The 22841-nt window shown below is 68.9% G+C and carries 23 protein-coding genes; 13 read left to right on the top strand and 10 right to left on the bottom strand.

What is annotated here, in order from left to right:
• Positions 1 to 40 precede the first annotated feature (40 nt).
• From SD37_RS13480 to hsaB, 5 genes are read left to right on the top strand one after another with little or no spacing between them, the layout of a single operon-like run.
• The gene (locus SD37_RS13480; RefSeq protein WP_044854332.1) at positions 41 to 1639 is read left to right on the top strand and encodes an FAD-binding protein; all 1599 of its coding nucleotides are present in this window, start codon (positions 41 to 43) and stop codon (positions 1637 to 1639) included.
• Between the two features lie 43 nt (positions 1640 to 1682).
• Entirely contained in the window at positions 1683 to 2858 is a 1176-nt protein-coding gene (gene hsaA, locus SD37_RS13485) for a 3-hydroxy-9,10-secoandrosta-1,3,5(10)-triene-9,17-dione monooxygenase oxygenase subunit (protein WP_044854333.1), read from the top strand.
• The gene (hsaD, locus tag SD37_RS13490; protein WP_044854334.1) at positions 2858 to 3706 is read left to right on the top strand and encodes a 4,5:9,10-diseco-3-hydroxy-5,9,17-trioxoandrosta-1(10),2-diene-4-oate hydrolase; all 849 of its coding nucleotides are present in this window, start codon (positions 2858 to 2860) and stop codon (positions 3704 to 3706) included. Before hsaA ends, hsaD begins: the two co-directional genes overlap by 1 nt.
• Complete coding sequence (hsaC, locus tag SD37_RS13495) at positions 3706 to 4623, top strand: iron-dependent extradiol dioxygenase HsaC (protein WP_044854335.1); 918 nt, start codon at positions 3706 to 3708, stop codon at positions 4621 to 4623. The genes hsaD and hsaC overlap by 1 nt, the downstream gene beginning before the upstream one ends.
• Positions 4620 to 5174 carry a 3-hydroxy-9,10-secoandrosta-1,3,5(10)-triene-9,17-dione monooxygenase reductase subunit gene (gene hsaB / locus SD37_RS13500; RefSeq protein WP_044854336.1) on the top strand — a complete coding sequence of 185 codons (555 nt, stop codon included), beginning with the start codon at positions 4620 to 4622 and terminating at the stop codon, positions 5172 to 5174. Before hsaC ends, hsaB begins: the two co-directional genes overlap by 4 nt.
• Here the strand turns inward: hsaB and SD37_RS13505 are convergent.
• Positions 5140 to 6171 carry a fatty acid desaturase family protein gene (locus SD37_RS13505; RefSeq protein ID WP_065912825.1) on the bottom strand — a complete coding sequence of 344 codons (1032 nt, stop codon included), beginning with the start codon at positions 6169 to 6171 and terminating at the stop codon, positions 5140 to 5142. The two genes, hsaB and SD37_RS13505, sit on opposite strands and share 35 nt — an antisense overlap.
• Positions 6172 to 6211: 40 nt before the next feature.
• Between SD37_RS13505 and SD37_RS13510 the strand changes: the two genes are divergently transcribed.
• Both SD37_RS13510 and SD37_RS13515 read left to right on the top strand, forming a co-directional pair.
• On the top strand, positions 6212 to 6574 hold the full coding sequence (locus SD37_RS13510; protein WP_236725357.1) for a DUF6881 domain-containing protein: 363 nt from the start codon (positions 6212 to 6214) through the stop codon (positions 6572 to 6574).
• A gap of 152 nt (positions 6575 to 6726) precedes the next feature.
• Complete coding sequence (locus SD37_RS13515; protein ID WP_083255278.1) at positions 6727 to 7908, top strand: HNH endonuclease signature motif containing protein; 1182 nt, start codon at positions 6727 to 6729, stop codon at positions 7906 to 7908.
• 314 nt (positions 7909 to 8222) lie between these two features.
• On the opposite strand, the gene SD37_RS13520 is transcribed toward SD37_RS13515, so the two are convergent.
• Complete coding sequence (locus tag SD37_RS13520) at positions 8223 to 8591, bottom strand: nuclear transport factor 2 family protein (RefSeq protein ID WP_044854339.1); 369 nt, start codon at positions 8589 to 8591, stop codon at positions 8223 to 8225.
• A 94-nt stretch (positions 8592 to 8685) separates the two neighbouring features.
• Between SD37_RS13520 and SD37_RS13525 the strand changes: the two genes are divergently transcribed.
• Positions 8686 to 9630 carry an RNA polymerase subunit sigma-70 gene (locus SD37_RS13525; protein ID WP_044854340.1) on the top strand — a complete coding sequence of 315 codons (945 nt, stop codon included), beginning with the start codon at positions 8686 to 8688 and terminating at the stop codon, positions 9628 to 9630.
• 15 nt (positions 9631 to 9645) lie between these two features.
• Here SD37_RS13525 and SD37_RS13530 read toward each other — a convergent pair whose 3' ends face one another.
• Genes SD37_RS13530 through SD37_RS13550 form a run of 5 tightly spaced genes read right to left on the bottom strand, consistent with a single transcriptional unit; the run spans position 9646 to position 14999 of the window.
• A complete protein-coding gene (locus SD37_RS13530; RefSeq protein ID WP_065912826.1) occupies positions 9646 to 10617 on the bottom strand; it encodes an acyl-CoA dehydrogenase family protein in 972 nt (323 codons plus the stop codon).
• Positions 10614 to 11543 carry an acyl-CoA dehydrogenase family protein gene (locus tag SD37_RS13535; protein WP_044854342.1) on the bottom strand — a complete coding sequence of 310 codons (930 nt, stop codon included), beginning with the start codon at positions 11541 to 11543 and terminating at the stop codon, positions 10614 to 10616. Before SD37_RS13535 ends, SD37_RS13530 begins: the two co-directional genes overlap by 4 nt.
• Complete coding sequence (locus SD37_RS13540; RefSeq protein ID WP_044854343.1) at positions 11540 to 12673, bottom strand: acyl-CoA dehydrogenase family protein; 1134 nt, start codon at positions 12671 to 12673, stop codon at positions 11540 to 11542. The genes SD37_RS13535 and SD37_RS13540 overlap by 4 nt, the downstream gene beginning before the upstream one ends.
• Positions 12673 to 13512 (bottom strand): enoyl-CoA hydratase, encoded by an 840-nt coding sequence (locus SD37_RS13545; protein WP_044854344.1) that lies wholly within the window; start codon positions 13510 to 13512, stop codon positions 12673 to 12675. The genes SD37_RS13540 and SD37_RS13545 overlap by 1 nt, the downstream gene beginning before the upstream one ends.
• The gene (locus SD37_RS13550) at positions 13509 to 14999 is read right to left on the bottom strand and encodes a FadD3 family acyl-CoA ligase (protein ID WP_044854345.1); all 1491 of its coding nucleotides are present in this window, start codon (positions 14997 to 14999) and stop codon (positions 13509 to 13511) included. The genes SD37_RS13545 and SD37_RS13550 overlap by 4 nt, the downstream gene beginning before the upstream one ends.
• Positions 15000 to 15070: 71 nt before the next feature.
• On the opposite strand from SD37_RS13550, the gene SD37_RS13555 reads away from it, so the two are divergent.
• From SD37_RS13555 to SD37_RS13570, 4 genes are all read left to right on the top strand, one after another.
• Positions 15071 to 16189: an acyl-CoA dehydrogenase family protein gene (locus SD37_RS13555; protein ID WP_044854346.1), complete on the top strand. Its 1119-nt coding sequence runs from the start codon at positions 15071 to 15073 to the stop codon at positions 16187 to 16189.
• Positions 16186 to 16953, top strand: a complete 768-nt coding sequence (locus SD37_RS13560; RefSeq protein WP_044854347.1) for an SDR family oxidoreductase — start codon at positions 16186 to 16188, stop codon at positions 16951 to 16953. The genes SD37_RS13555 and SD37_RS13560 overlap by 4 nt, the downstream gene beginning before the upstream one ends.
• A 184-nt stretch (positions 16954 to 17137) precedes the next feature.
• Entirely contained in the window at positions 17138 to 17743 is a 606-nt protein-coding gene (locus SD37_RS13565) for a TetR/AcrR family transcriptional regulator (protein ID WP_044854348.1), read from the top strand.
• The gene (locus tag SD37_RS13570) at positions 17736 to 18887 is read left to right on the top strand and encodes an acetyl-CoA C-acetyltransferase (RefSeq protein WP_044854349.1); all 1152 of its coding nucleotides are present in this window, start codon (positions 17736 to 17738) and stop codon (positions 18885 to 18887) included. Before SD37_RS13565 ends, SD37_RS13570 begins: the two co-directional genes overlap by 8 nt.
• Here the strand turns inward: SD37_RS13570 and SD37_RS13575 are convergent.
• Entirely contained in the window at positions 18871 to 20025 is a 1155-nt protein-coding gene (locus tag SD37_RS13575; RefSeq protein ID WP_052675069.1) for an MFS transporter, read from the bottom strand. The two genes, SD37_RS13570 and SD37_RS13575, sit on opposite strands and share 17 nt — an antisense overlap.
• A 70-nt stretch (positions 20026 to 20095) precedes the next feature.
• On the opposite strand from SD37_RS13575, the gene SD37_RS13580 reads away from it, so the two are divergent.
• Complete coding sequence (locus SD37_RS13580) at positions 20096 to 20548, top strand: winged helix-turn-helix transcriptional regulator (RefSeq protein ID WP_044854351.1); 453 nt, start codon at positions 20096 to 20098, stop codon at positions 20546 to 20548.
• A 695-nt stretch (positions 20549 to 21243) separates the two neighbouring features.
• On the opposite strand, the gene SD37_RS13585 is transcribed toward SD37_RS13580, so the two are convergent.
• Positions 21244 to 22596 (bottom strand): NAD(P)/FAD-dependent oxidoreductase, encoded by a 1353-nt coding sequence (locus SD37_RS13585; protein WP_044854352.1) that lies wholly within the window; start codon positions 22594 to 22596, stop codon positions 21244 to 21246.
• A complete protein-coding gene (locus SD37_RS13590; protein ID WP_005164337.1) occupies positions 22589 to 22825 on the bottom strand; it encodes a ferredoxin in 237 nt (78 codons plus the stop codon). The genes SD37_RS13585 and SD37_RS13590 overlap by 8 nt, the downstream gene beginning before the upstream one ends.
• Positions 22826 to 22841 lie beyond the last annotated feature (16 nt).

The following is a 22841-nucleotide window of genomic DNA, read 5'->3' on the forward strand; positions in this document are numbered from 1 at the left end:
CACCATAGACGAGAACGTGTTCTAGTTCTAGGGTGGGGTCATGGACTCCCTCGTCGCGGATGTGGTGATCGTGGGTTTCGGTGCGGCGGGCGCCTGTGCGGCGATCGAAGCGGCCGACGCCGGTGCCCGGGTGCTCGTGCTGGACCGGTTCTCCGGCGGTGGCGCGAGCGCCGTGAGCGGCGGTGTCGTCTACGCGGGCGGCGGGACCGCGCAGCAGCGGGACGCGGGTGTCGACGATTCCGTCGACGCGATGTACGACTACTTGCGGCTCGAGACCGGCGATGTCGTCTCCGAGGAGACCCTGCGGCGGTTCTGCGCGGGCAGTCCGGAGATGATCACCTGGCTGGAGGGCAACGGCGTCCCCTTCGAGGGCAGTCTGTGCCCGTACAAGACGTCCTATCCGAGCGACGCGCACTATCTCTATTACTCGGGCAGTGAGGCAGCGGGCGGTTTCCGCGACGCGGCCAAGCCGGCGCCGCGCGGACATCGCGTCAAAGGGCCCGGCACCTCCGGAAAACTGCTGATGAAACGACTTATGGAGGCCGTCCGGCGCCGCGGTGTCCAGGTGTTGCCACAGACCGCCGCACGGAACCTCGTCGTGGACGCCGATGGGACCGTCACGGGCGTCGTGGTGTCCACCTTGCGGGACGCGCCCGCGCGGGTGCGGGCCACGCACCGGAGGCTGGCCGCGTATGCCGCGAAACCGGGGATCTACGTGCCCTCGATGCGGAAGTCCCTGCATCGGCGGGTGGAGCGGATCGAGCGCCAGTACGGCCGTGAGCTGCGGATTTCCGCCACGCGAGGGGTCGTCCTCGCGGCGGGCGGGTTCATCGCGAACCGCGAGATGGTGCGCGAGCACGCGCCCGCCTATCGCGGCGGGCTGGCGCTCGGGACGTCGGCCGACGACGGGTCCGGCATCCGGCTCGGTGTCGAGGCGGGCGGGGCCACCGCGGAGCTCGGGCGGATCTCCGCCTGGCGGTTCATCACGCCGCCGTCGGCGTTCCTCGGCGGACTGCTCGTCGACGAGACCGGCGGCCGGATCATCGACGAATCCCGGTACGGCGCGGCCGTCGGCGAACGCATGATCACCGAACACGGGGGGCGCGGCTGGCTGCTGGTCGACGACGCCATCGTGCGGGAGGTCCGGCGTGACGCGCGCGGGCAAAGCCAGTGGTTTCAAGGACTTCAGGTGCGCTACCTGCTGCGGCAACGCGTGGTCGCCGATTCGCTCGACGAGGTCGCGCGCAAGGCCGGTGTCGATCCCGGCGGGCTGGTGGCCAGTGTCGAAGCCGCTCGTTCCGGGGCTGATCCGACGGGCAAACCCGCGGAGTTCGCGCGGCCGCTGGACCGGCCGCCGTATTCGCTGATCGACGTCTCGATCCGGCCCAACATCGGTTATCCGTGCCCGATGCTGACGCTGGGCGGCCTGGTGGTCGACGAGGAGACGGGCGCCGTCCGGGCGGCTTCCGGGGCGCCCATCCGCGGGCTGTACGCGGCGGGGCGGACCGCGGTGGGAATCTGTTCTAGGTCCTATGTGAGCGGTCTGTCGTTGGCCGATTGCGTGTTTTCCGGCCGCCGTGCCGGAGCGCACAGTGCCCTCGACCGGGGGTCGGTCGACAAAAACGAGAACGTGTTCTAGTCTTGGATCCGGTTCACGGTCGATGGCGAGAGAGGGAACGCATATGAGCGAGCACGCCGCGCAGGACGTGATCGCGGGGATCCGGGAGCTCCTGCCGGTCCTGCGAGAGCGGGCGCAGGAGGCGGAGGACGCCCGGCGCATTCCCGAGGAGTCCGTCAAATCCCTGCAGGAGACCGGGTTCTTCAAACTCCTGCAGCCGAAGACGTTCGGTGGCCTCGAAGCCGACCCGGTGAGCTTCTACACCGCCGTCAAACTCGTCGCGAGCGCCTGCGGGTCCACCGGCTGGGTCGCCTCCATCCTCGGCGTCCACCCGTGGCACCTCGGGCTGTTCGAAGCGCAGGCACAGCAGGACGTCTGGGGCGACGACCCGGACGTCCGGATCTCCTCGTCGTACGCGCCGATGGGCAAGGCGGACGTCGTCGACGGCGGCTACCGGCTCAGCGGGCGCTGGAGTTTCTCCTCCGGCTGCGACCACGCGACCTGGGTGCTGCTCGGCGGCCCGGTCTTCAAGGACGGCAAGCCGGTCGACTTCTGTACTTACCTGGTCCCGATCTCCGACTACACGATCGAAGACGTCTGGGACACCGTGGGCCTGCGCGGCACCGGGTCCAACGACATCATCGTGAACGACGTCTTCGTGCCGAAGCACCGCGCGCTCAGCTTCATCGCGACGTCGAAGTGCAAGACACCGGGGCAGGAGATCAACCCCGGGCCGCTGTACAAACTTCCCTACGGTTCGGTGCATCCGAGCACGATCACCGCGCCGATCATCGGGATGGCGCAGGGTGCCTACGACGCGCACGTCGAGCACCAGGGCAAGCGGGTCCGCGCCGCCTACGCGGGCGAGCAGTCCAAAGAGGACCCGTTCGCGAAGGTGCGCATCGCCGAAGCGGCGAGTGAGATCGACGCGGCCTGGCTTCAGCTGACGCACAACATCGACGAGCTGTACCAGCTGGCGTGCAAGGGGGAGAAACTGCCGTTCCCCACGCGGCTTCGGGTACGCCGCGACCAGGTCCGCGGGACGGAACGCGCGATCTTCGCGATCGACAGGCTCTTCGAAAACTCCGGCGGCCGTGCCTTGCGGGCCGGAACCCCGATCCAGCGGTTCTGGCGCGACGCCCACGCCGGCCGGGTGCACGCGGCGAACGACGCCGAGCGCGCCTACGTCATGTTCGGAACCGGCGCCTTCGGGCTGCCCGTCGAGAATGCGATGGTCTGATGGCCGAAGGAAAGTACGTCACCGTCCAAGGTGGACTGAAGCTGCATTACCACGAGGCGGGCGGGGAACATCCGGAGACGGTGATCCTCCTGCACGGTGGTGGTCCCGGCGCGTCGGCGTGGAGCAACTTCGGGCGGAATCTGCCGGTGTTCGCCAAGAACTACCGGACACTGGCGATCGACCAGCCCGGATTCGGCCGCTCGGACAAACCGACGGAGCATCCGCAATACTTCCGCCACAGCGCGGACGCCGTCGTCGGGCTGATGGACGAACTCGGCGTCGAACGGGCCCATTTCGTCGGCAACTCGCTCGGTGGCGGGACCTCCGTCCGGCTCGCGCTCAACCACCCGAAACGCGCCGGGCGTCTGGTCTTGATGGGCCCTGGCGGGCTCAGCCTGAACCTGTTCGCCCCCGATCCCACCGAGGGCATCAAGAACCTGGGCCGGTTCAGCGCCCCGCCGGGTCCGAGCCGCGAGAAGCTCGAAGCCTTCCTGCGGATCATGGTGCACGACCAGTCGCTGATCACCGACGAACTCGTCGACGAGCGGTTCGCCGCCGCGAGCGCGCCCGAATCGCTGGCCGCGATGAAGGCGATGGGGAAGTCGTTCGCCCAGCCCGACACCTACGAAGAAGGCATGCTGTGGCGTGAGGCGCATCGCCTGCGCCAGCGGGTGCTGCTCATCTGGGGCCGGGAGGACCGGGTCAACCCGCTCGACGGCGCCCTGCTCGCGCTGAAGACGATCCCGCGCGCCCAGCTGCACGTGTTCGGCGGCTGCGGGCACTGGGCGCAACTGGAGAAGTTCGACGAATTCAACCGGCTGGCACTCGACTTCCTGGGAGCCTCCTGATGGGTATCCGCTCGCTCGCCTACCTTCGCATCGAAGCCACCGACATGGCCGCGTGGCGCGAGTACGGCTTGAAGGTCCTCGGTATGGTGGAGGGTTCCGGTACGAATCCGGACGCGCTATACCTGCGCATGGACGATTTCCCGGCGCGGCTGGTGATCTTCCCCGGGGAACGGGACAGGCTCGCGCAGGCGGGCTGGGAGGTCGCCAACGCCGGCGAACTCGACGAGATCCGGGCTTCGCTCGACGCGCATTCGGTGCCGTACAAGGAAGGCACGCCGGATCAGCTCGCCGATCGCCGGGTGGACGGCCTGGTGTCCTTTGAGGACCCATCGGGCAACACGCTCGAAGTCTTCCACGGGGTCGCGTTGCAGCATCGGCGCGTGGTGAGCCCGTACGGCCACAAGTTCGTCACCGGTGAGCAAGGACTCGGGCACGTCGTACTGTCCACAAGCGACGATGAAGCGTCACTGCGGTTCTACCGGGATGTTCTCGGTTTCCGCTTGCGGGACTCCATGAAGCTGCCGCCGCAGATGGTCGGCAGGCCGGCCGACGGCGCACCCGCGTGGCTGCGGTTCTTCGGCTGCAACCCGCGCCACCACAGTCTCGCGTTCCTCCCGATGCCGACCCCGAGCGGCATCGTGCACCTGATGGTCGAAGTGGAGAACACCGACGACGTCGGACTCTGCCTCGACCGGGCCATCCGCCGGAAGGTGCCGATGTCGGCCACCCTCGGGCGGCACGTCAACGATCTGATGCTCTCGTTCTACATGAAGACCCCCGGCGGATTCGACGTCGAATACGGCTGCGAGGGCAGGCAAGTGGACGACGAAAGCTGGATCGCCCGAGAGAGTACGGCGGTATCCCTGTGGGGACACGACTTTTCAGTCGGCGCACCTCGAGTATCAGGTCAGTCGTGACGCCGGTGACGGACCTCGGCGCGGACATCGATCCGGCGCGGTTCCGCACCGTGCTCGGGCATTTCTGCACGGGCGTCGCGGTGGTGACCGGGCACGACGGCACGGCCCCGGTGGGGTTCGCCTGCCAGTCGTTCGCGGCGCTGTCGCTCGATCCGCCGCTGGTACTCTTTTGCCCTGCCAAGACTTCCCGGACCTGGGCGGTGCTCGCCGAGTCCGGCCGGTTCGCCGTCAACGTGCTCGCCGAAGATCAGCAGGAGGTCAGCGCGGCGTTCGGCGCGCGGGGTGTGGACAAGTTCGCCTCGGTCGACTGGACACCCGCTCCGTCCGGATCCCCGTTGCTCACCGGAGCCCTGACGTGGATCGACTGCGCGCTCGAAGCCGTGCACGAGGCGGGTGACCACTACGTCGTCGTCGGACGGGTCACCGCGCTCGGGGACCCGTCCGACGATCGTCCGCTGCTGTTTCACCGCGGCCGGTACACGGTGACCGAACCGGTGACCGACGCGCTCGCGGCGCTCATGCCCTGGCCGCGTCCCGACGATTGGCTCTGATCGGCTCGCCCGCGTCGTGCAGGCTGCGCAACGCGAGCCGGTAGGACTCCGTGAGCCCCGTCTCGTGGTACGGCACGCCGATCTCGGCGCAGTACTCCTGGACGATCGGCCGGGCACGGCGCAGGTGCGGCGACGGCATACTCGGGAAAAGATGGTGCTCGATCTGGTAGTTGAGCCCGCCGAGCGCGACGTCGACGACACGGCCGCCGCGGACGTTGCGTGAGGTGAGAACCTGCTTGCGGAGGAAGTCGAGTTCGGTGTCACCGGACAGGATCGGCATCCCCTTGTGGTTCGGCGCGAAGATCGATCCCATGTAGACGCCCCACAGTGCTTTGTGGACGATGAAGAAGACCAGCGCCTTGCCGGGGGAGAGCACGACGAGCAGCGCGCTGAAGTAGAGCGCGAAATGGGCCAGCAGCAACGCCGCTTCGAGTCCGCGTGCCCGGAGTCCCGGCTTCGAGACCGCGCGCAGCCCGGAGAAGTGCAGGTTCAGGCCTTCGAGCGTGAGTAGCGGGAAGAACAGGAACGCCTGGTAGCGGCCGATGAACCGGGGGATTCCCTTGCTGGCCCTCGCCTGATCCTTCGACCACACCAGGATGTCCGGATCGACGTCGGGGTCGAGATCCTCGTGGTTCGGGTTGGCGTGGTGACGGGTGTGCTTGTCCATCCCCCAGCCGTAACTCATGCCGATCCCGAGGTTGCCCGCGATCCGGCCGGCGATCTCGCTCGGACGGCGGGTCCGGAACACCTGACGGTGCGCGAGATCGTGCGACAGCAGGGCGATCTGGCCGAACATCACCGCCAGGAACACGGCGATCCCCAGCTGCCACCAGGAATCGCCGAGCGCGAAGAAGGCGATCCAGCCGGCGACGAAGAGGGTGGCGACCAGGGCGATGCGGAAGACGTAATAGCCCGGTCGGCGGTCGAGGAGGCCCGCCTCGCTGATGCGGCGGGACAGGCGGGCGAAATCGCTGCCCGTGCGGAGGTTTGCGGTCACCGTTGTGAGTCTGGTGCGGATCGGGGGTGGGGTGAATGCGGTGAGCAGGTGGGTGGGGGCGGGGGCTGGCCCTACCCTGGGGACTTGGGCGTTCGGTCTCCGGGGAAAGGTGGTGGTATGCGTGTGGTACCTGCGGGTCGCATGGTCGCACGAGTTCGCCGAGGAGCCAGTGGAGATCTTCAGCGAGGTCGGGGCCGATGGCTACGAGCGTCGGAAGGTGGAGCGGTTCCGAGGCGGCCGGCTGGGTTGGGCTGACGAGAAGCACGAGGTGGGCGGCACAGGCTTGGGAGTGGTTCCCGTCCCGCCCCTCGACGAGATCAACGCGCAGCAGGAGTTCGTGGCGTCCGAAATCGACGGTGACGAGTTCGAACAGGCATGGGGGCCGGCACTCGGCGGGAAATGAACGTCCGGCCTCGGCTATCGGTCGCTCGTTGACACTCGGGGCTTAAACCGGCCGAAGCGTCCAGGAAGGCGTTGTTGGACGAGGTTCACTCACTAGTTGGAACCACGCTGACAGCGCACCACTCGAACTCATGTTCGACTATGATCTTGGTCATGACCCACACTCTTGTTCATAACCGGAAAGCCGCTCGCCTTCTCGATCGCGCTTACGACGAAGAAGTCGTGCTTCGACGGGCGCAGGGGCGGCAGGTACGTTCCATAGCCGGGTTCGCCGCGGTGGGTGGTTCCCGAAGATCGGTGACCGAGGAGGTGGCGCTCGCCTTCTCGGTCACCCGCAATCAGGCGCATCTGCTGGTCGAAACCTCCTGTGCCCTGGTGGCCCGGTTGCCGAACACGTTGGCGGCACTGGAGAAGGGCGACATCGATCTGTTCAAGGCGTCGAAGGTCAGTCAGCTGACCCGCGAGGTCTCCGACGAGGTCGCCGCCCAGGTGGACGCGTTCATGGCCAAACGTCTCGCCGAACGTGATCCCGGCGCGATCCGGAAATCGGTGGAGTACGCGGTGCAGAAGTTCGACCCCGCCGGTTATGAGGAACGCGCCGCGAAGAAGCGCGCGCTGCGGCATATCTCGCTGGAACACGAAGACGAGACCATGTCCAAGCTGTCGGGTTATCTGCCCGTCGAGGTGGCAAGCTCGATCTACGCGTCCCTGAGCCGCGCCGCCCGCGCCCGTCGCGCCGAAGACAAGTCCCGCACCCTCGACCAGCACCGCGCCGACGTCTTCGCCGAACGTCTCCTCGCCGAAGACGGCCACGGCAAACCTCGCGCGCACATCCACGTCTACGTCGATCTGCTGACCCTGACAGGTGCGCGCGAGGATCCCGCGTCCCTGGCGGGTTACGGGCCCGTTCCGGACTGGCTCGTGCGAGAGATCGCCTCCGACCCCGAATCGACGTGGTCGCGGTTGATCACCGACCCCGCGACCGGGCAGCTCCTGGAAGCCGGTGCCGACCAGTACCGCTCCCCGGCGTCACTGGCCAGGTTGATCAAGGCGCGGGACCGGGTATGCACCCACCCCGGCTGCCACCGTCCCGCCGAGTTCTCCGAGATCGACCACATCACCACCTGGGCGCGGAACGGCAAGACCGATCAGCACAACTGCCACGCCTCCTGCAAGATCCACAACCTCCTCAAAGAGGAACCCGGCTGGTCCGCGGTACCCAACGGCGACGGTGGCATGACCATCACCACTCCCACCGGCCGCACCTACACCGCGACACCCGAACCACTCCATGACCCGCGACCGGAATCGGAGGACGAAGCGCCGTCTTGCTGATCGGTGCGGACGTAGCACGGGCTGTCCGGACGTGCGCCGGGTGGTGGTGCCGGCGCGCCCTGGTGCGGGCTCGGCCTGCGCCGCTCTCCCGGAGTCTCTGGCGACGACCAGTCCTCCATGTGCACGTACGCCCCAGGGGCAGCCGCCCGTGCGCATTGAACGGAGCGTCGGTCGTGACGACTGCTGCCCAGGCGGCGTGCATTGAAGGGGGCAGCCCCAGCCGCTCCCGCGATCGCGGGGAGTCTCCGGCAACCCCGGCCCCACGTGCCCCTACGACCCCTGCACCTCCGACCCAGCACCTACGATCCCTGCACCTACGAGCCAGCGGCAGCCGCCCGCGCCGCGTCGAACGGAGCCCGGTCGAACACGATCCGCAGCTCCACGATCTTCCCCTCCCTCACCGTCAGCAGCTCCGCCCCCGGAGCGCTGGCCACCGGGATGGTCGCCGTGTCGTACATCAGCAACGCGGTCGCGTCGTCCCCGAACGCCGAAAGCAGGGACGACCCGGTCAGGATCCGGGTGAACGGCTCCATGAACCCGCGAAACGCCTCCGCCCCGTCGAGGCGCCCGCCGGGGGAGTGGCAGACGATGTCGTCAGCGACGTAGGTCATCGCCTTCTCGAAGTCCTTGCCCGTCCACGCGTGGTGGTAGGAGAGCGCGACATCCAAGGCGGGACTGGTCATGATGGTTCCTTTCGTCGGTCTTCACCCCGTCAGACCCCGCCTCCGTCCGAAACGGAACGGTGCGCCGCGAAAAAGGTCGTGGCAGGATCGGCCCGTGAGCACGAGGATCACGGACGAGCAGGCGTTTCGCGAGCTCACCGACACGTACCGGCACGAGTTGCACCTGCACTGTTACCGGATCCTCGGTTCCCTCACCGATGCCGAGGACGCCGTCCAGGAGACGCTCCTGGCCGCATGGCGGGGCCTCGACGGCTTCGAGGGACGCTCGTCGCTCCGCACGTGGCTGTACCGCATCGCCACCAACCGCTGCCTCAACGTCCTGAGGGATGCGGGCCGCCGTCGCCCGCCCGGACCGGTGCCGCCCTTCACCCCACCGGAGCCGAGCCGCCGCGGCGAGGTGACCTGGTTGCAGCCGTACCCGGACGAACTCCTCGAGCGCGTCGCCGACAGCGAGCCCGGCCCCGAAGCGCGCTACAGCACCAGAGAGGCCGTCGAACTCGCCTTCATCACCGGCCTGCAGCTCCTTCCGCCGAGACAAGCCGCCGCGCTCGTCCTGCGCGACGTCCTGTGCTTCCCCGTCGGCGAGGTCGCGAGCATGCTCGGCACCACCGAGACGGCGGTCAAAGGCATCCTCCAGCGCGCCCGCGCCTCCCTCGACAAACATCGCGACGGCGCCGGGCACCGGCCGTCGCCCCAGGAACGCGAGCTGACCAGGCGATTCGCCGATGCCTTCACCGAGGGTGACCTCGACGGCGTCCTCCGCCTGCTCACCGACGACGCCTGGCTCGCCATGCCGCCAGCGCCGCACGAGTACCACGGTCCCGAGGCGATCGCCGGTTTCCTCCGCGTCACCATGGCCGTCCCGGTTCCGGAGGGCTTCGGCATGACGCCGACCCGGGCGAACAACCAGCCCGCGTTCCGGTGCCACCACGGCGAAAGCCCGGCCGGGCTGATGGTCCTCACTTTCGACGGGGACCGGATCCGCGCCATCACCCGCTTCCTGGAGGTGCAGGCTCTCGTGAGTGGTAATGAGGGTTAGAACCCTCATTACCACTCACGAGACCGTCGGTCGTACCCGCTCGAGGTGCTCGCCGGGCGCGCCGAACAGCTGTGCCGCGCCGTGCGCCCGCTTGAAGTAGCGGTGCGCCGGATGCTCCCAGGTGATCGCGATCCCGCCGTGCAGCTGGATCATCTCGCCCGCCACCGTCGCCAGCGCTTCTGAGCAGTACACCTTCGCCACCGCCGCCAGCCTGCTCGACTCCGGCGCCGCGTAGGCCGCCGAACGGGCGGTCTCCACCAGAACGTGGAGATCCGCCATTCGATGCTTCAGCGCCTGGACCCCGCCGATCGGCCTGCCGAACTGATGCCGCTGCTTGCTGTACTCCACCGTCAGCTCCAACGCCCGCGCCGCCGCTCCGGCCTGCTCGGCGGCGAGGACGGCGCACGCGACATCCCGCAGAGCGGCGAGATCGACCGGGCCGAGCAGCCGGGCGGGAGCGTGGTCGAAGGTCACGCGGGCCAGTCGCCGGATCTCGTCCATCGCCGGGGTCCGCACGGCACGATGACCCGAGACCTCGTACAGCGAACCGCCGGCCACGACCAGCAGGATCTCGGCTTCGTCGCCATTGAGCACATAATGCGCCTCACCATCCACAGTGGACCCTGAGGCCCTGCAGGCTGGGTCTCCCCACTGGCCTTCGGCATCGGCCCAGGCCACCGCGCCGACGGTTCCTTCGGCGAGCCGGGGGAGCAGGCGTGCGCAGGTCTCGTCGTCCCCGGTGGCCAGCACCGCGTGCACGGCGAGCACGGCCGAACCGAGGAACGGGACGTCGGCGAGGACCCGGCCCAGTTCCTCGGCCACCACTTGCAGTTCGGCCGTTCCGGCCCCGAGCCCGCCGAAGCGTTCGGGAACGGCCAGCGCCGCCACGCCGATCTGTTCGCACAGGTCCGGCCAGGGATCCGCTTCCCGTTCCAGTAGCTTCCGGACGCTGTCCCGCAGCGCCTCCTGCTCGGCGGTGAACGTCATGACAGCACCCGCTCCCGATGGAATCGCGGCGTGCCCCAGGCGCCGGTCAGCGCGCGGACCCGGGTCAGCCGCAGGCCGAGCGCGTGTTCGGCGGTGTAGCCGATCGCGCCGTGCACCTGCAGGCCGGTGCGGGCGGCGAGGTGCGCCGCGTCGCCGCAGGCCACCTTGGCGGCGGAGACGTCGCGGCGGTCCAGGGTGACGGCCGCGCCGAACAGCAGCGGCTCGGCCAGCGTGAGGGCGGTCGCCACATCGGCGAGCAGATGCTTGATCGCCTGATACCCGCCGATCTCCCGCCCGTACTGCTTGCGTTGCGCGGCATACGCGACGGACGTGTCGAGCAGCCACCGCCCCGCGCCGAGTAGGTGCGCCGCCGTGGCCAGGCAGCCCAGTTCGAACGCGTGATCCGCGTCGAGCGCCGTGCCGAGGTCGTCGCCCAAGACTGGCGGGAACAAGCGGCGCGATCCGTCTACAGAGGACAGAGAAGCGCCGGGAGTGAACGCGCGCAGCCTGCCGTTCTCGACCACGATACGCGCGTCGGCGACGTCGGAATCCAAGGCGTAGGGCACATGCGGCGCGAACGCCACCGACGCCAGGGTCTCCCCGGACGCGACCGAGGTCAGCAGTTCGTCGTCCAGCAAGGACGGCAACACTGCCACGGTGTCGGTCCACGGACCGGGAACGCAGTGGTACCCCAGCCGTTCGAAGCCCACGGCCAGATCGACCGGGGTGGCGCCGAGCCCGTCGTACCGTTCCGGGACCGCCAGCGCGGTCACGCCGAGTTCCGCCAGCCGTCGCCAGATCTTGAGCCCCGGACCCGGATCACCGGCCGCCCAGGACCGGTTGGCCGTGTCGGTGTCCAAACCGGACAGGAGATCGTGCAGGCTGCGGGAGAACTGTTCCTGCTCACCGGAGAGCGCGAATCTCATCGGGCCCCCTTCGGCAGGCCGAGCAGCCGTTCGGCGACGATGGACCGCTGGATCTGGTCGGTCCCGCCGTAGATCGGGCCCGCCAGGGAGAACAGCCATCCCTCGCTCCACCGGCCGCGGAGTTCGGCGTCCGGGCCGAGGATGTCGAGCGCGGTCTCGTGCAGGGCGACGTCGAGATGCGACCAGAAGAGCTTGTTGACACTCGACTCCGGCCCGAGCGCGGCGCCTTCGGAGAGCCGGGTGACGGTGCCGAGCGTGTACAGCTGATAGGCCCGCGCGCCGATCCAGGCGTCGGCGACCCGGTCGGCGGTGTGCGCGGGACGTCCGGTCTCGTGCCACAGTGAGACCAGCCGATCGGCCGCGGCGAGGAACCGGCCGGGACTGCGCAGGGACAGCCCCCGTTCGTTGTTAGCCGTCGTCATGGCGACCCGCCAGCCCTCCCCCGGAGCGCCGATCACGTCCTCGTCGGGCACGAAGACGTCGTCGAAGAAGATCTCCGCGAACCCCGGTTCGCCGTCCAGCTGGGGGATCGGCCGGACGGTGACACCTTCGGCCCGCAGATCCACCATCAGATAGGTGAGACCCTTGTGCCGCACCGAATCCGGATCACTGCGGAACAGGCCGAAGGCCCGGTCGGCGAACGTCGCCCGTGAACTCCACGTCTTCTGCCCGCTGACTCGCCAGCCGCCGTCGCAGTGGGTCGCGGTGCTCCGGAGCGCGGCGATGTCGCTGCCCGCCTCGGGTTCCGACCATGCCTGAGCCCAGACTTCCGCCGAGCGAGCCATCTTCGGCAGGATCCGCCGTCGCTGCTCTTCCGTGCCGTGGGAGAACAGGGTGGGCGCCAGCATGAAGATGCCGTTCTGGTTGACCCGGGGCGGCGCGCCCGCCGCGTAGTACTCCTCTTCGAACAACACCCATTCGAGGAGGCTCGCGTCCCGTCCGCCGAGTTCCCGCGGCCACGAGACCGCCGACCACCGGGCATCGGCCAGTTTCGCTTCCCAGTCCCGGTGCTGTGCGAATCCCTCGGCCGTGTCGAACGACTTCAGCGGCTCGGCGGGAACGTTCGCGGCGAGCCAGGTGCGGGCTTCGTCGCGGAAGGCGAGCGTGCGCTCGTCGAGATCGAGATCCATCACGAGGTCCTGTTCGCGTCCCGCATCGAGCGCGCGTCCTGCCCGCCCAAGGAGTCACCCCCGGACACCTCGGCGTTGTGCGCGTGCGCGAAGTGGTGCAGCCCGAACACCGAGTCCATTCCGGACCGGAGCCCCATCAGGTCTTCGGCCTGGTTGACCGCCTTCTTGGCGAGCGCGAGCCCCATCCGCGGCATCACGGCGATCTTCTCCGCCAGCGCCATCGTCTCGGTTTCGAGGTCGGCACGCGGGACGACGCGGTTCAGCATGCCCCATTCCTTGGCCTGCTGTGCCGTGAAGCGCTCACCGGTGAACAGCACCTCCTTGGCCGCACGCGGACCGAGGACCCAGGGATGCGCGAAGTACTCGACGCCGGGGATCCCCATGCGCACCACGGGATCGGCGAAGAAGGCGTCGTCGGAGGCGACGATCATGTCGCAGACCCACGCCAGCATCAGCGCGCCCGCGATGCACGCGCCCTGCACACTGGCGATGGTCGGCTTCGGGATCTCCCGCCACCGGCGGCACATGCCGAGGTAGACCTCCGACTCGCGGGCGAACCGCTGGTCGCCGCCCTCGGCGCCGACGTGGTCCCACCACAGGACAGCCTTGCGGTCGAAGGAGACGTCCATGTCGCGCTCCGGCGTCCCGATGTCGTGCCCGGCGGAGAAATGCTTGCCCGCCCCGGCCAGCACGATCACCTTGACCTCGGGATCGTCGACGGCGCGGGTGAATGCCGCGTCGAGCGCGTAGGTCATCGCCGAGTTCTGCGCGTTCCGGTACTCCGGCCGGTTCATCGTGACGACGGCCACCGGCCCGCGCCGCTCGTACTCGACGGTCATCCGTTCTCCTCCCGCAACACGCGTTTCAGTACTTTCCCCGAGGGATTCCGCGGGATCTCCACGACGAAGTCGACAAAGCGAGGACGCTTGTAGTTGGCCAATTCGCCCTCGCAATACGCCAAGACGTCCTCTGTGGACAGTCCGGACCCGGGACGCGGCCGGACGAACGCCTTGCCGACCTCGCCGAGCCGTTCGTCGGGAACTCCGACGACGGCCACCTCGGCGACCCCGTCCAGCCGGCTGATCACCTGCTCGACTTCGGCCGGGTAGACGTTGAAGCCGCCGCACACGTACATGTCCTTGATCCGGTCGACGATCTTCAGGTAGCCGTCTTCGTTCAGCACGCCGACGTCACCGGTGTGCAGCCAGCCCTCCGGATCGATGGCCTCGGCGGTGGCCTCCGGATCGTCGAGGTACCCGAGCATCACGTTCGGCCCGCGCAGCAGGACTTCGTCGTGTTCGCCGAGCTTCACCTCGAACCCCGCCGTCGCGCGGCCGGAGTAGTTCGACACGATTTCCGCGTCGTCCTCGGGTCGCGACATGGTCGCGACGACGGCTTCCGTCAGCCCGTAGGCGGTGAGCACGGCGTCGAAACCCAGTTCCGCCCGCATTCGCTCGACGAGCGGGACCGGCACCGGGGCGGCGCCGGTGACGGCGAGGCGGAGGCTGGACAGGTCGTGGTCCGCGCGTTCGGGCGCGTCCAGCAGCACCTGGTAGATCGTGGGCGCGCCGGGGAGCACGGTGACGCGTTCGGTTTCGATGAGCCGCAGGGTTTCCCGGACGTCGAAGGTTCGCTGCGGCAGGATGGCCGCACCCCGCGAAATCGCGGCGAGGATGCCCGCCTTGTACCCGAAGCTGTGGAAGAACGGGTTGATCACGAGATACCGGTCTTCTCCGGTCAGGCCACCGCATTCGGCCCAGGCCTCGGCGACGCCCATCGCCTGCCGGTGAGTGCTCATCGCGCCCTTGCTGCGGCCGGTGGTCCCGGAGGTGAACAGGATGTCGCTGACGTCGTCCGCCTTGGCGGGACTGGTGAAAGCGTCGTCGTATCCGGCCAGCGCGTCCCATTCCGTGACGCCGTCGACCGGGTCTTCGGTGCCTTCGACGGGGATGCGCAGCACGGTGCCGGGGCGGGCGGCGCCGAGGTCCGCCAGCCGGTCCGTGCCGAGGAACGTGCCGGTGATCGCCAGCGCGGACACCCGCGCGCGTTCGAGGATGTCGACGGTTTCGCGGGCCGTGAAGCGGGTGTTGACCGGGATCAGTGTCGCACCGGCGTACAGCGCGCCGAGGCCGGCGACGACCCAGTGCCAGGTGTTGGGGGAGCAGAGCGCGACCCGCTCGTGGCCCTCGAAGAACCACGCCGCCTGCCGCACCCGGCGCGCGAGTTCGGCATAGGTGAGCCGGACTTCGCCGTCGACGAGGGCTTCCCGCCCGGCGAAGCGCTCCGCGGCCGTGTCGAGCGCCGCCGGGATGGTCCCTTCGGACATCGTCCCTCCCTAGCAAGTGCTTGGTAGGGTAGCCTACGCAGCAGGCCCTGGTTTGGCTAGAGGAGGCAGGCGTGGCTCAGGACGGTTTCCGTGACCGCGTGCGCACCTGGCTGGCGGAGAACCTGCCGCCGGAACTGCGTGGCCTGGGCGGTCCCGGCCGGGAGCACGAGGCCTTCGACGAACGCGTGGAATGGGAGCGGCGGCTCGCCAAGGCGGGCTGGACCTGCGTCGGCTGGCCGGTCGAACACGGCGGCCAGGGCGCGACCCTCGAACAGCAGGTCGTCTTCCACGAGGAGTACGCGCGAGCGGACGCGCCGGCGAGAGTGAGTCATCTGGCCCAGGAACTCCTCGGCCCCACCCTGATCGCGTTCGGCACGGCGGAACAACGGAAACGTTTCCTGCCCCCGATCGTGGCCGTCGAAGAACTGTGGTGCCAGGGCTATTCCGAACCCGGCGCCGGATCCGACCTCGCCGCCGTGTCGACCACGGCGACCCTCGAAGGCGGCGAGTGGGTAGTGCGCGGCCAGAAGGTGTGGACGTCACTCGCGCACGTGGCGGACTGGTGTTTCGTCCTCGCCCGCACCGAACCCGGCTCGAAACGCCACAAAGGACTGTCCTATTTGCTCGTCCCGATGCGGCAGCCCGGGGTCGAGGTCCGCCCGATCCGGCAGCTCACCGGGACGTCGGAGTTCAACGAGGTCTTCTTCGACGGCGCCCGCACCGCCGAGGACCTCGTCGTCGGCGAACCGGGCGACGGCTGGCGCGTGGCGATGGGCACGCTCGCCTTCGAGCGCGGCGTCGCGACGCTCGGGCAGCAGGTCGGCTTCCGCCGGGAACTCGAAGAACTCACCAGGATCGCCCCGGACGATCCGGTGATCGCCGAACGGATCGACCGCGCCTGGGTCGGCCTGGAGGTCATGCGGGCGCACGCGATCCGCACCCTCGGCGACTCGTCACCCGGCGTCGCCGAAGTGTCCAAACTGGTCTGGGCGAACTGGCACCGGGGCCTGGGGGAACTCGCGATGCTCGTCCGCGGTGCCCGGGGCATGCTCGCCGAAGACGGCCTCGACGCCTGGCAACGCCTCTTCCTCTTCACCCGCGCCGACACGATCTACGGCGGCTCCAACGAAATCCAGCGCAACGTCATCGCCGAGCGCGTGCTCGGCCTGCCCAGGGAGGTGCGACAGTGATCCCGGTGCCGAAGTACCCCGAGGGGGCGAACCTCCTGCGGGACAAGGTGGTCGTGGTGACGGCGGCGGCCGGGACCGGGATCGGTTCCGCGGTGGCGAAACGCGCGCTGGAGGAAGGCGCCCGGGTCGTGATCAGCGACTGGCACGAACGGCGGCTCGCGGAAAAGGCCGCCGAACTCGGCGACGTCCACGCGATCGCGTGTGATGTCACGCAGGAGGATCAGATCCAGGCGCTCGTCAACGGCGCCGCCGAGCGCTACGGCCGGATCGACGTACTGATCAACAACGCCGGACTCGGCGGCACCAAGTCCATAGTGGACATGACCGACGACGAGTGGGCCCGGGTCATCGACGTGACCCTCAACGGCACCTTTCGCGCGACGCGGGCCGCCGTGAACCGGTTCATCGCCCAGGGCGGCGGCGGGGTGATCGTCAACAACGCTTCGGTGATCGGCTGGCGCGCGCAGGCCGGGCAGGCGCACTACGCGGCGGCGAAGGCGGGTGTCATGGCGCTCACCCGGTGCGCGGCCGTCGACGTCGCCGGGCACGGCATCCGCGTCAACGCCGTCGCGCCGAGCCTGGCGATGCATCCGTTCCTCGCCAAGGTGACCAGCGAGGAACTGCTCACCGAACTCACCGCGCGCGAGGTGTCGGGGAGGGCGGCGGAACCCTGGGAAGTGGCGAATGTGATGGTGTTCCTCGCCAGTGAGTACTCGTCGTACCTCACCGGCGAGGTCGTGTCCGTGAGTTCCCAGCATGCGTGAGACCTGTTGGCGAAGCAGAGGGTTAACCTGGTGAAAATGACCGTACGCGTGAACTCGCCCCGGCCGGAGGCCCCGCGATCGCGGTGGCAGGGCGCCTTTCGTTCGGACGTGACGTGACTTACCGGTCGGCGCCCTGCCGACGTCGATCGCGGCCGCGAGTTCACCACCAGACAATGAGGTAGTAATGAAAGCCAGTCCAGGGTCCCGCCGCGCCGAACTGCTCGCCCTGGCGGCGAAGCTGTTCGCCGAGCGCGGTTATGTCTCGACCACCGTGCGGGACATCGCGGACGCGGCCGGAATCCTTTCGGGCAGCCTCTACCACCATTTCGACTCGAAGGAGTCGATGGCCGACGAGATCCTCACCGGTTTCCTCGACGAACTCTTCGGCGCCTACGCCGAGATCGTCGCGGAAGGCAAGGGCCCGCGGGAAACCCTCGAAGCCGTCGTCGTGGCCTCGTTCGAATCCATTCACCGGCGGCCCGCCGAGGTGGCGATCTACCAATCCGAGGCGAAGCACCTGATGCAGTTGCCGCGGTTCGGCTACCTCAACGACCGCAACACCGAGTTCCGCAAACTGTGGAACGGGATCCTCACCGACGGGATCGCGGCGGGCGTGTTCCGCGAGGACCTCGACGTCGAACTCACCTACCGGTTCATCCGCGACACCGTCTGGGTGGCGGTGCGCTGGTACAACCCCGGCGGCACGCTCAGCGCGGACGACGTCGCGCAGCAGTACCTCGGGATCCTGCTGGACGGAATCGCGACGAAGACAAGGAGACGCCGTGGCTGAGGCATATGTGCTGGACGCGGTCCGGACCCCGGTCGGCAAACGCGGGGGATCGCTCAGTGCCGTCCATCCCGCCGACCTCGGCGCCCACGTCATCCAGGCCGTCGTCGAGCGAGCGGGTGTCGAGGCCGACCTGGTCGACGACGTCATCCTCGGCTGTTGCGACACACTCGGGCCGCAGTCCGGGAACATCGCGCGGACGGCGTGGCTCGCGGCGGGTTTCGGGCACCACGTGCCGGGCGTGACGATCGACCGGCAGTGCGGTTCGAGCCAGCAGGCCGTGCATTTCGCCGCGCAGGCGGTGCTGTCCGGGACGATGGACCTCGTCCTCGCGGGCGGTATGCAGAACATGAGCGCCATCCCGATCAGCGCGGCGATGCTGGCCGGGCGCGAGTACGGCTTCGAAGACCCGTTCTCCGGCTCGAAGGGCTGGCAGGAGCGCTACGGCAGCGTCGAGGTCTCGCAGTTCCGCAGTGCCGACATGATCGCCGAGCACTGGGATCTGACCCGCGAGGCGATGGAGGAGTACGCCTTCCGCAGTCATCGGCGGGCGATCGCGGCCATCGACGAAGGCCGGTTCGCCGCCGAGATCACCCCGTTCGCCGGTGCCGGCCTGGACGAGGGGCCCAGGCGTGACACCAGTCTGGAGCGGATGGCCGGGCTGAACCCGCTGAGCGAGGGTTCGCGCATCACCGCGGCCGTGGCCAGCCAGATCTCGGACGGTGCCAGCGCGACGCTCATCGCGTCGGAGAAGTTCGTCGGGGAACACGGCCTCACGCCGCGCGCGCGGATCCACCATCTTTCGGTGCGGGCGGCCGATCCGGTGTGGATGCTGACCGGGCCGATCCCCGCGACCGCGCACGCGCTGCGGAAGACCGGGCTGAGCATCGACGACATCGACCTGTTCGAGGTCAACGAGGCGTTCGCGAGCGTCGTCCTGGCGTGGATCGAGGAGACGGGTGCCGATCCGGAGCGCGTCAACGTCAACGGCGGCGGTATCGCCCTCGGTCATCCCATCGGGGCGACCGGGACGAAACTGTTCGCGACCCTGCTGCACGAACTCGAACGACGGGGCGGGCGATACGGGCTGCAGACGATGTGCGAGGGCGGCGGCACGGCGAACGTGACGATCATCGAGCGGCTCTGAGCTCCAGCCCACCCCATACGGCGAGCGCCAGGGCGCTGAAACCCGCGCCCAGCAGGCAAACACCGGCCCAGCCCGCGAAGGCGTAGACGGCCGTCGAACCGATGGCTCCCACACCGCTGCCGACCGAGTAGAAGATCATGTACCCGCCGATCAGCCTGCTGCCCGCGTCCGGGCGGAGCGGGTAGATCAGGGTCTGGCTCGTGACGTGCACGGCCTGGACGGCGAGGTCGAGCAGGATGGCGCCCGCGACCAGGGCCCACAGTGACGCGCGTGTGAAACCCAGCGGTAGCCAGGAAAACAGGAGCAGGCCCAGCGCCGTCCCGGTCGCCCACCGTGCCCGGCCGCGGTCCGCGAGCCGTCCGGCGGGCGCCGCCGCCAGCGCACCCGCCGCCCCGGCCAGCCCGAACGCGCCGATGGCGGTGTGCGAGAGACCGTCCTCGCTGAGCGGCAAGGCGACGGAACTCCACAGGGTGCCGAAGGCGGCGAAGATCAGCAGCGCGAGCGTCCCGCGCACCCGGAAGACCCGTTCCTCGGCGAAGAGGGACAGGGTGGAACGCAGCAACCGCCCGTAGTTCACACCCGGTCCGGCGGAAGGCGAGGCGGGCAGCACGCGATACAGCACGATCGCGATCAGCACCGTCGCCCCCGCGGACGCGAGGTACACCGCGCGCCAGCCGGCGACGTCGGCCAGCGCGCCCGACACCGTGCGTGCGAGCAGGATCCCGAGGACGACGCCGGTGGTCACGAGGCCGACCACGCGCCCGCGTTCGCCGGGGGAGGCCAGCGAGGCGGCGAACGCGACGATGATCTGCGTGACCACCGCGAGCACACCGATCGCCGCCATCCCGGCGAGCAGCACCCCGCCGTTCGCGGCGGTCGCGGCGACCAGTTCGGCGAGGGCCAGCAGCGTCAGCAGCCCGGTGACGAGCCGCCGCCGGTCGAGCAGGTCACCGAGCGGGACCAGGAGGAACAGGCCCAGGCCGTAGCCGAGCTGCGTGAGCGTGACGATGGCGCCCACGGTCGACGCGGCGATCCCGAGATCGGTGCCCATGGTGACCAGCAGGGGCTGGGCGAAGTAGATCGTGGCGACGGCCGTCCCGGCGGCCACGGCGAACAGCAGGACGACTCCGCGGCGCACAGACCCTCCCATAGTGGTTTCAACTTGATACCACTCGGACGGTAGAGCATGCCGGTTGTAAGATGCAACCATGGTGAAACGGACGACGTTCGACGACGCTTCGTGCCCGGTGGCGCGTTCGGTCGACACGATCGGCGACTGGTGGTCGCTCCTGATCGTGCGCGACGCCTTCGACGGCGTCCGGCGCTTCGGTGAGTTCCAGCGCAGCCTGGGCGTCGCGAAGAACATCCTGTCCGCCAGGCTGCGGGCGCTGGTGGGACACGGCGTACTCGACGTGGTCCCGGCTTCGGACGGGAGCACGTACAGCGAATACGTCCTGACGGCCAAGGGCCGCGACCTGTTCCCGGTGATCGTCGCGTTGCGACAGTGGGGCGAGGCGCATTTCTTCGCCGCGGGGGAACCGCGGTCGGAGCTGGTGGACCGTGACGGCCGGCGTCCGCTGCGAGCACTCGAAGTCCACGCCTCGGACGGGCGCGTCGTCGGCCCGGAGGACACGGTGGTCCTGAAAGCAAAAGATTCGTGAGTGGTAATGACGGTTATAGCGGGGTAAGGCAAACGTGGCGTGATCGGCTCGCCGCCGTGAAGGTCCCCCTTGTCTGCCCTCACGGTAGCGAAGGAGGCCTTCACTACCGTGTGCCCGGCGAGGGGCCCCCGGAGGAGGCGGGGTGCGCCTCTTGACTGTCTATAAAGGACAGTTTCCGGCGACTCGGTGTCCGATTGATGTCGATCTGTGCGGTCCTGTGCGGGGTCGTGAGTGGCAATGAGGGTTAGAACCCTATTTGCCACTCACGACCACCTCGCGAGGCCGGGCAAACTGCTCAAGTCGGACATTGATCGCCGGGAAAGTGTCCCTTGTGGATATCCGTGGTCAAGGCCCGGCTTCCGTCAGCCAGTCCGGACCCGCACCGGGACGCGCCACATTTGGCTTACCCCTCAATAGAACCGTCTGTCCTGTTTCAAGACATCGTGAACAGTTTTCTCTCATGGCATCACCACTCACGAGACCAGAGGGGCCCTTCCAGGTGAGTCAAGCCCGGAAGGGCCCCGCCTGCCGCGGGAAGCCCGGAGAACGGGGCCCGGCGGTGCCCGAATCACCGTCGGTCCCAGTACTCCCGGCTTCCCCAAGGGTGGCGGTGGGCGCGGAGGCCCAGCGACCCACCGCCACCTGGTGGGACCGCGGCCGCCGCGCGCGGCCCCGGTCCTCGTCGCGAACCCGGGTCACCCGGCGGGAACGCGAGCCCAGGGCATCTCCTCCTGCGCGGGTACGGCCGCGGTCGGGGTGTCGGACAGGAAGTCCCGCTCGAAGGGGGCCAGGATGTCCTCCCCGATCGGCGTCCCGTCCCCGCCCGAAGCGACGGCGGCAGCGAACGACGGCTCGGCGGGGGCGGGCGCGGGGAACACCGGCTCGGGCACCGGCAGCCGCCGGTCGAGTTCGGCGGTCCAGTGGATCATCGCCTTCGGCCGGTCCCAGCCCGCCGCGCCGATGAGCCTGCCGTCGCGGACGAAACCGGTGACCCCGTCGGAAAGTTCGATCGTGTCCTTGCCCAGCGACGGCATCCCGACGGTCTGCAGCCGCGTGTCGTACAGCGACGACCAGGCGCGGGGGAGCGGGGTGTACGGCCGTGCGTTGGCCCGGCCGAGCATCAGGCTCTCCGCGGCCGCGCGCCCGGATTCGACGCCGTTCATCCAGTGCTCGACCCGCCGCGGCGTCTCGTCGATCCGCAGGTTCGGCCACTTCGCGATGTCTCCGGCGACCACGACGTCCTCCGCCCCGACGGCGTACAGGGTCGATTCGCACAGGACACCGTCGTCGATGGTCAGGCCCGAGCCGCGCATCCAGTCGACGGCGGGCACGCTGCCGATCGAGAGCACCACGCAGCTGGCCACCAGGAACTGGTTGTTGGTCAGGTGCAACCCGACCGTCTCCTTGGTGCTGATCCAGTTCCGCACCTCGGTGTTCATCGCCAGCTTGGCCCGATGGTGCTGGTGTTCCTTCGTCAGCGCCGCCGAGATCCGCTCCCCGAAGCGGTGCAACGGCGCCTTCGCGTGGCCGATCAGGGTGACGTCGCGGCCCATGTACCGCATCGACGCGGCGAACTCGTTCCCGATCAGCCCGCTGCCGATCACCACGACGGATTTGTTGCTGTTCCCCAGGGCGCGCCGGACGGCGAGTGAATCCTCCACGGTCCGCAGGACCCGGACCCGGGGGTCGTGCCGCGGTGAACCGGGAAGATGCCGGGGGTGGACACCGGTGGCGACGATCAGGCCGTCGTACCAGAGGGATTCCCCGCCCGGCAGATGCACCGTGCGTTCCTTGGTGTCGAGCCAGGTCGCGCGCGTGCCGAGTCGCCAGTGGACGTCCAGGTCGAGGTAGGGCTCCAGGGTCGCGGCCACCGGCTTCACCCCGCCGGTGATGAGCTCCTTGGACACTATCGGCCGGTGATACGGCTTCCGCGGCTCGTCGCCGACCAGGACGATCTCGCCGTCGAAACCGAGTTCTCGCAGGCGTTCCGCGGAGCGGAGCCCGGCGACGCCTGCTCCGACGATGACGATCCGATCTCCGTCACTCATCGTCGTACGCCCCTTCTCCCTTGACTCTGATGGCCTGCTTCGGGCAGAGCCGGGCGGCGGAGATGGCCTGGTCCAGACCATCGCGGTCGACCATCCGGCGGATGCGGAGTTTGCCGTCCGGCCCGATCTTGAAGGTGGCAGGCGCCTCCATCTCGCAGAAGCCGAAGATCTCGCACCGCTCGTTGTCGACGCTGACGCGGGTGCCGCGCCGTACGCTTCCGAAGATCATTTTTCGTTTCTCCAAG

Source organism: Amycolatopsis orientalis (assembly GCF_000943515.2).
GTDB lineage: Bacteria > Actinomycetota > Actinomycetes > Mycobacteriales > Pseudonocardiaceae > Amycolatopsis > Amycolatopsis orientalis.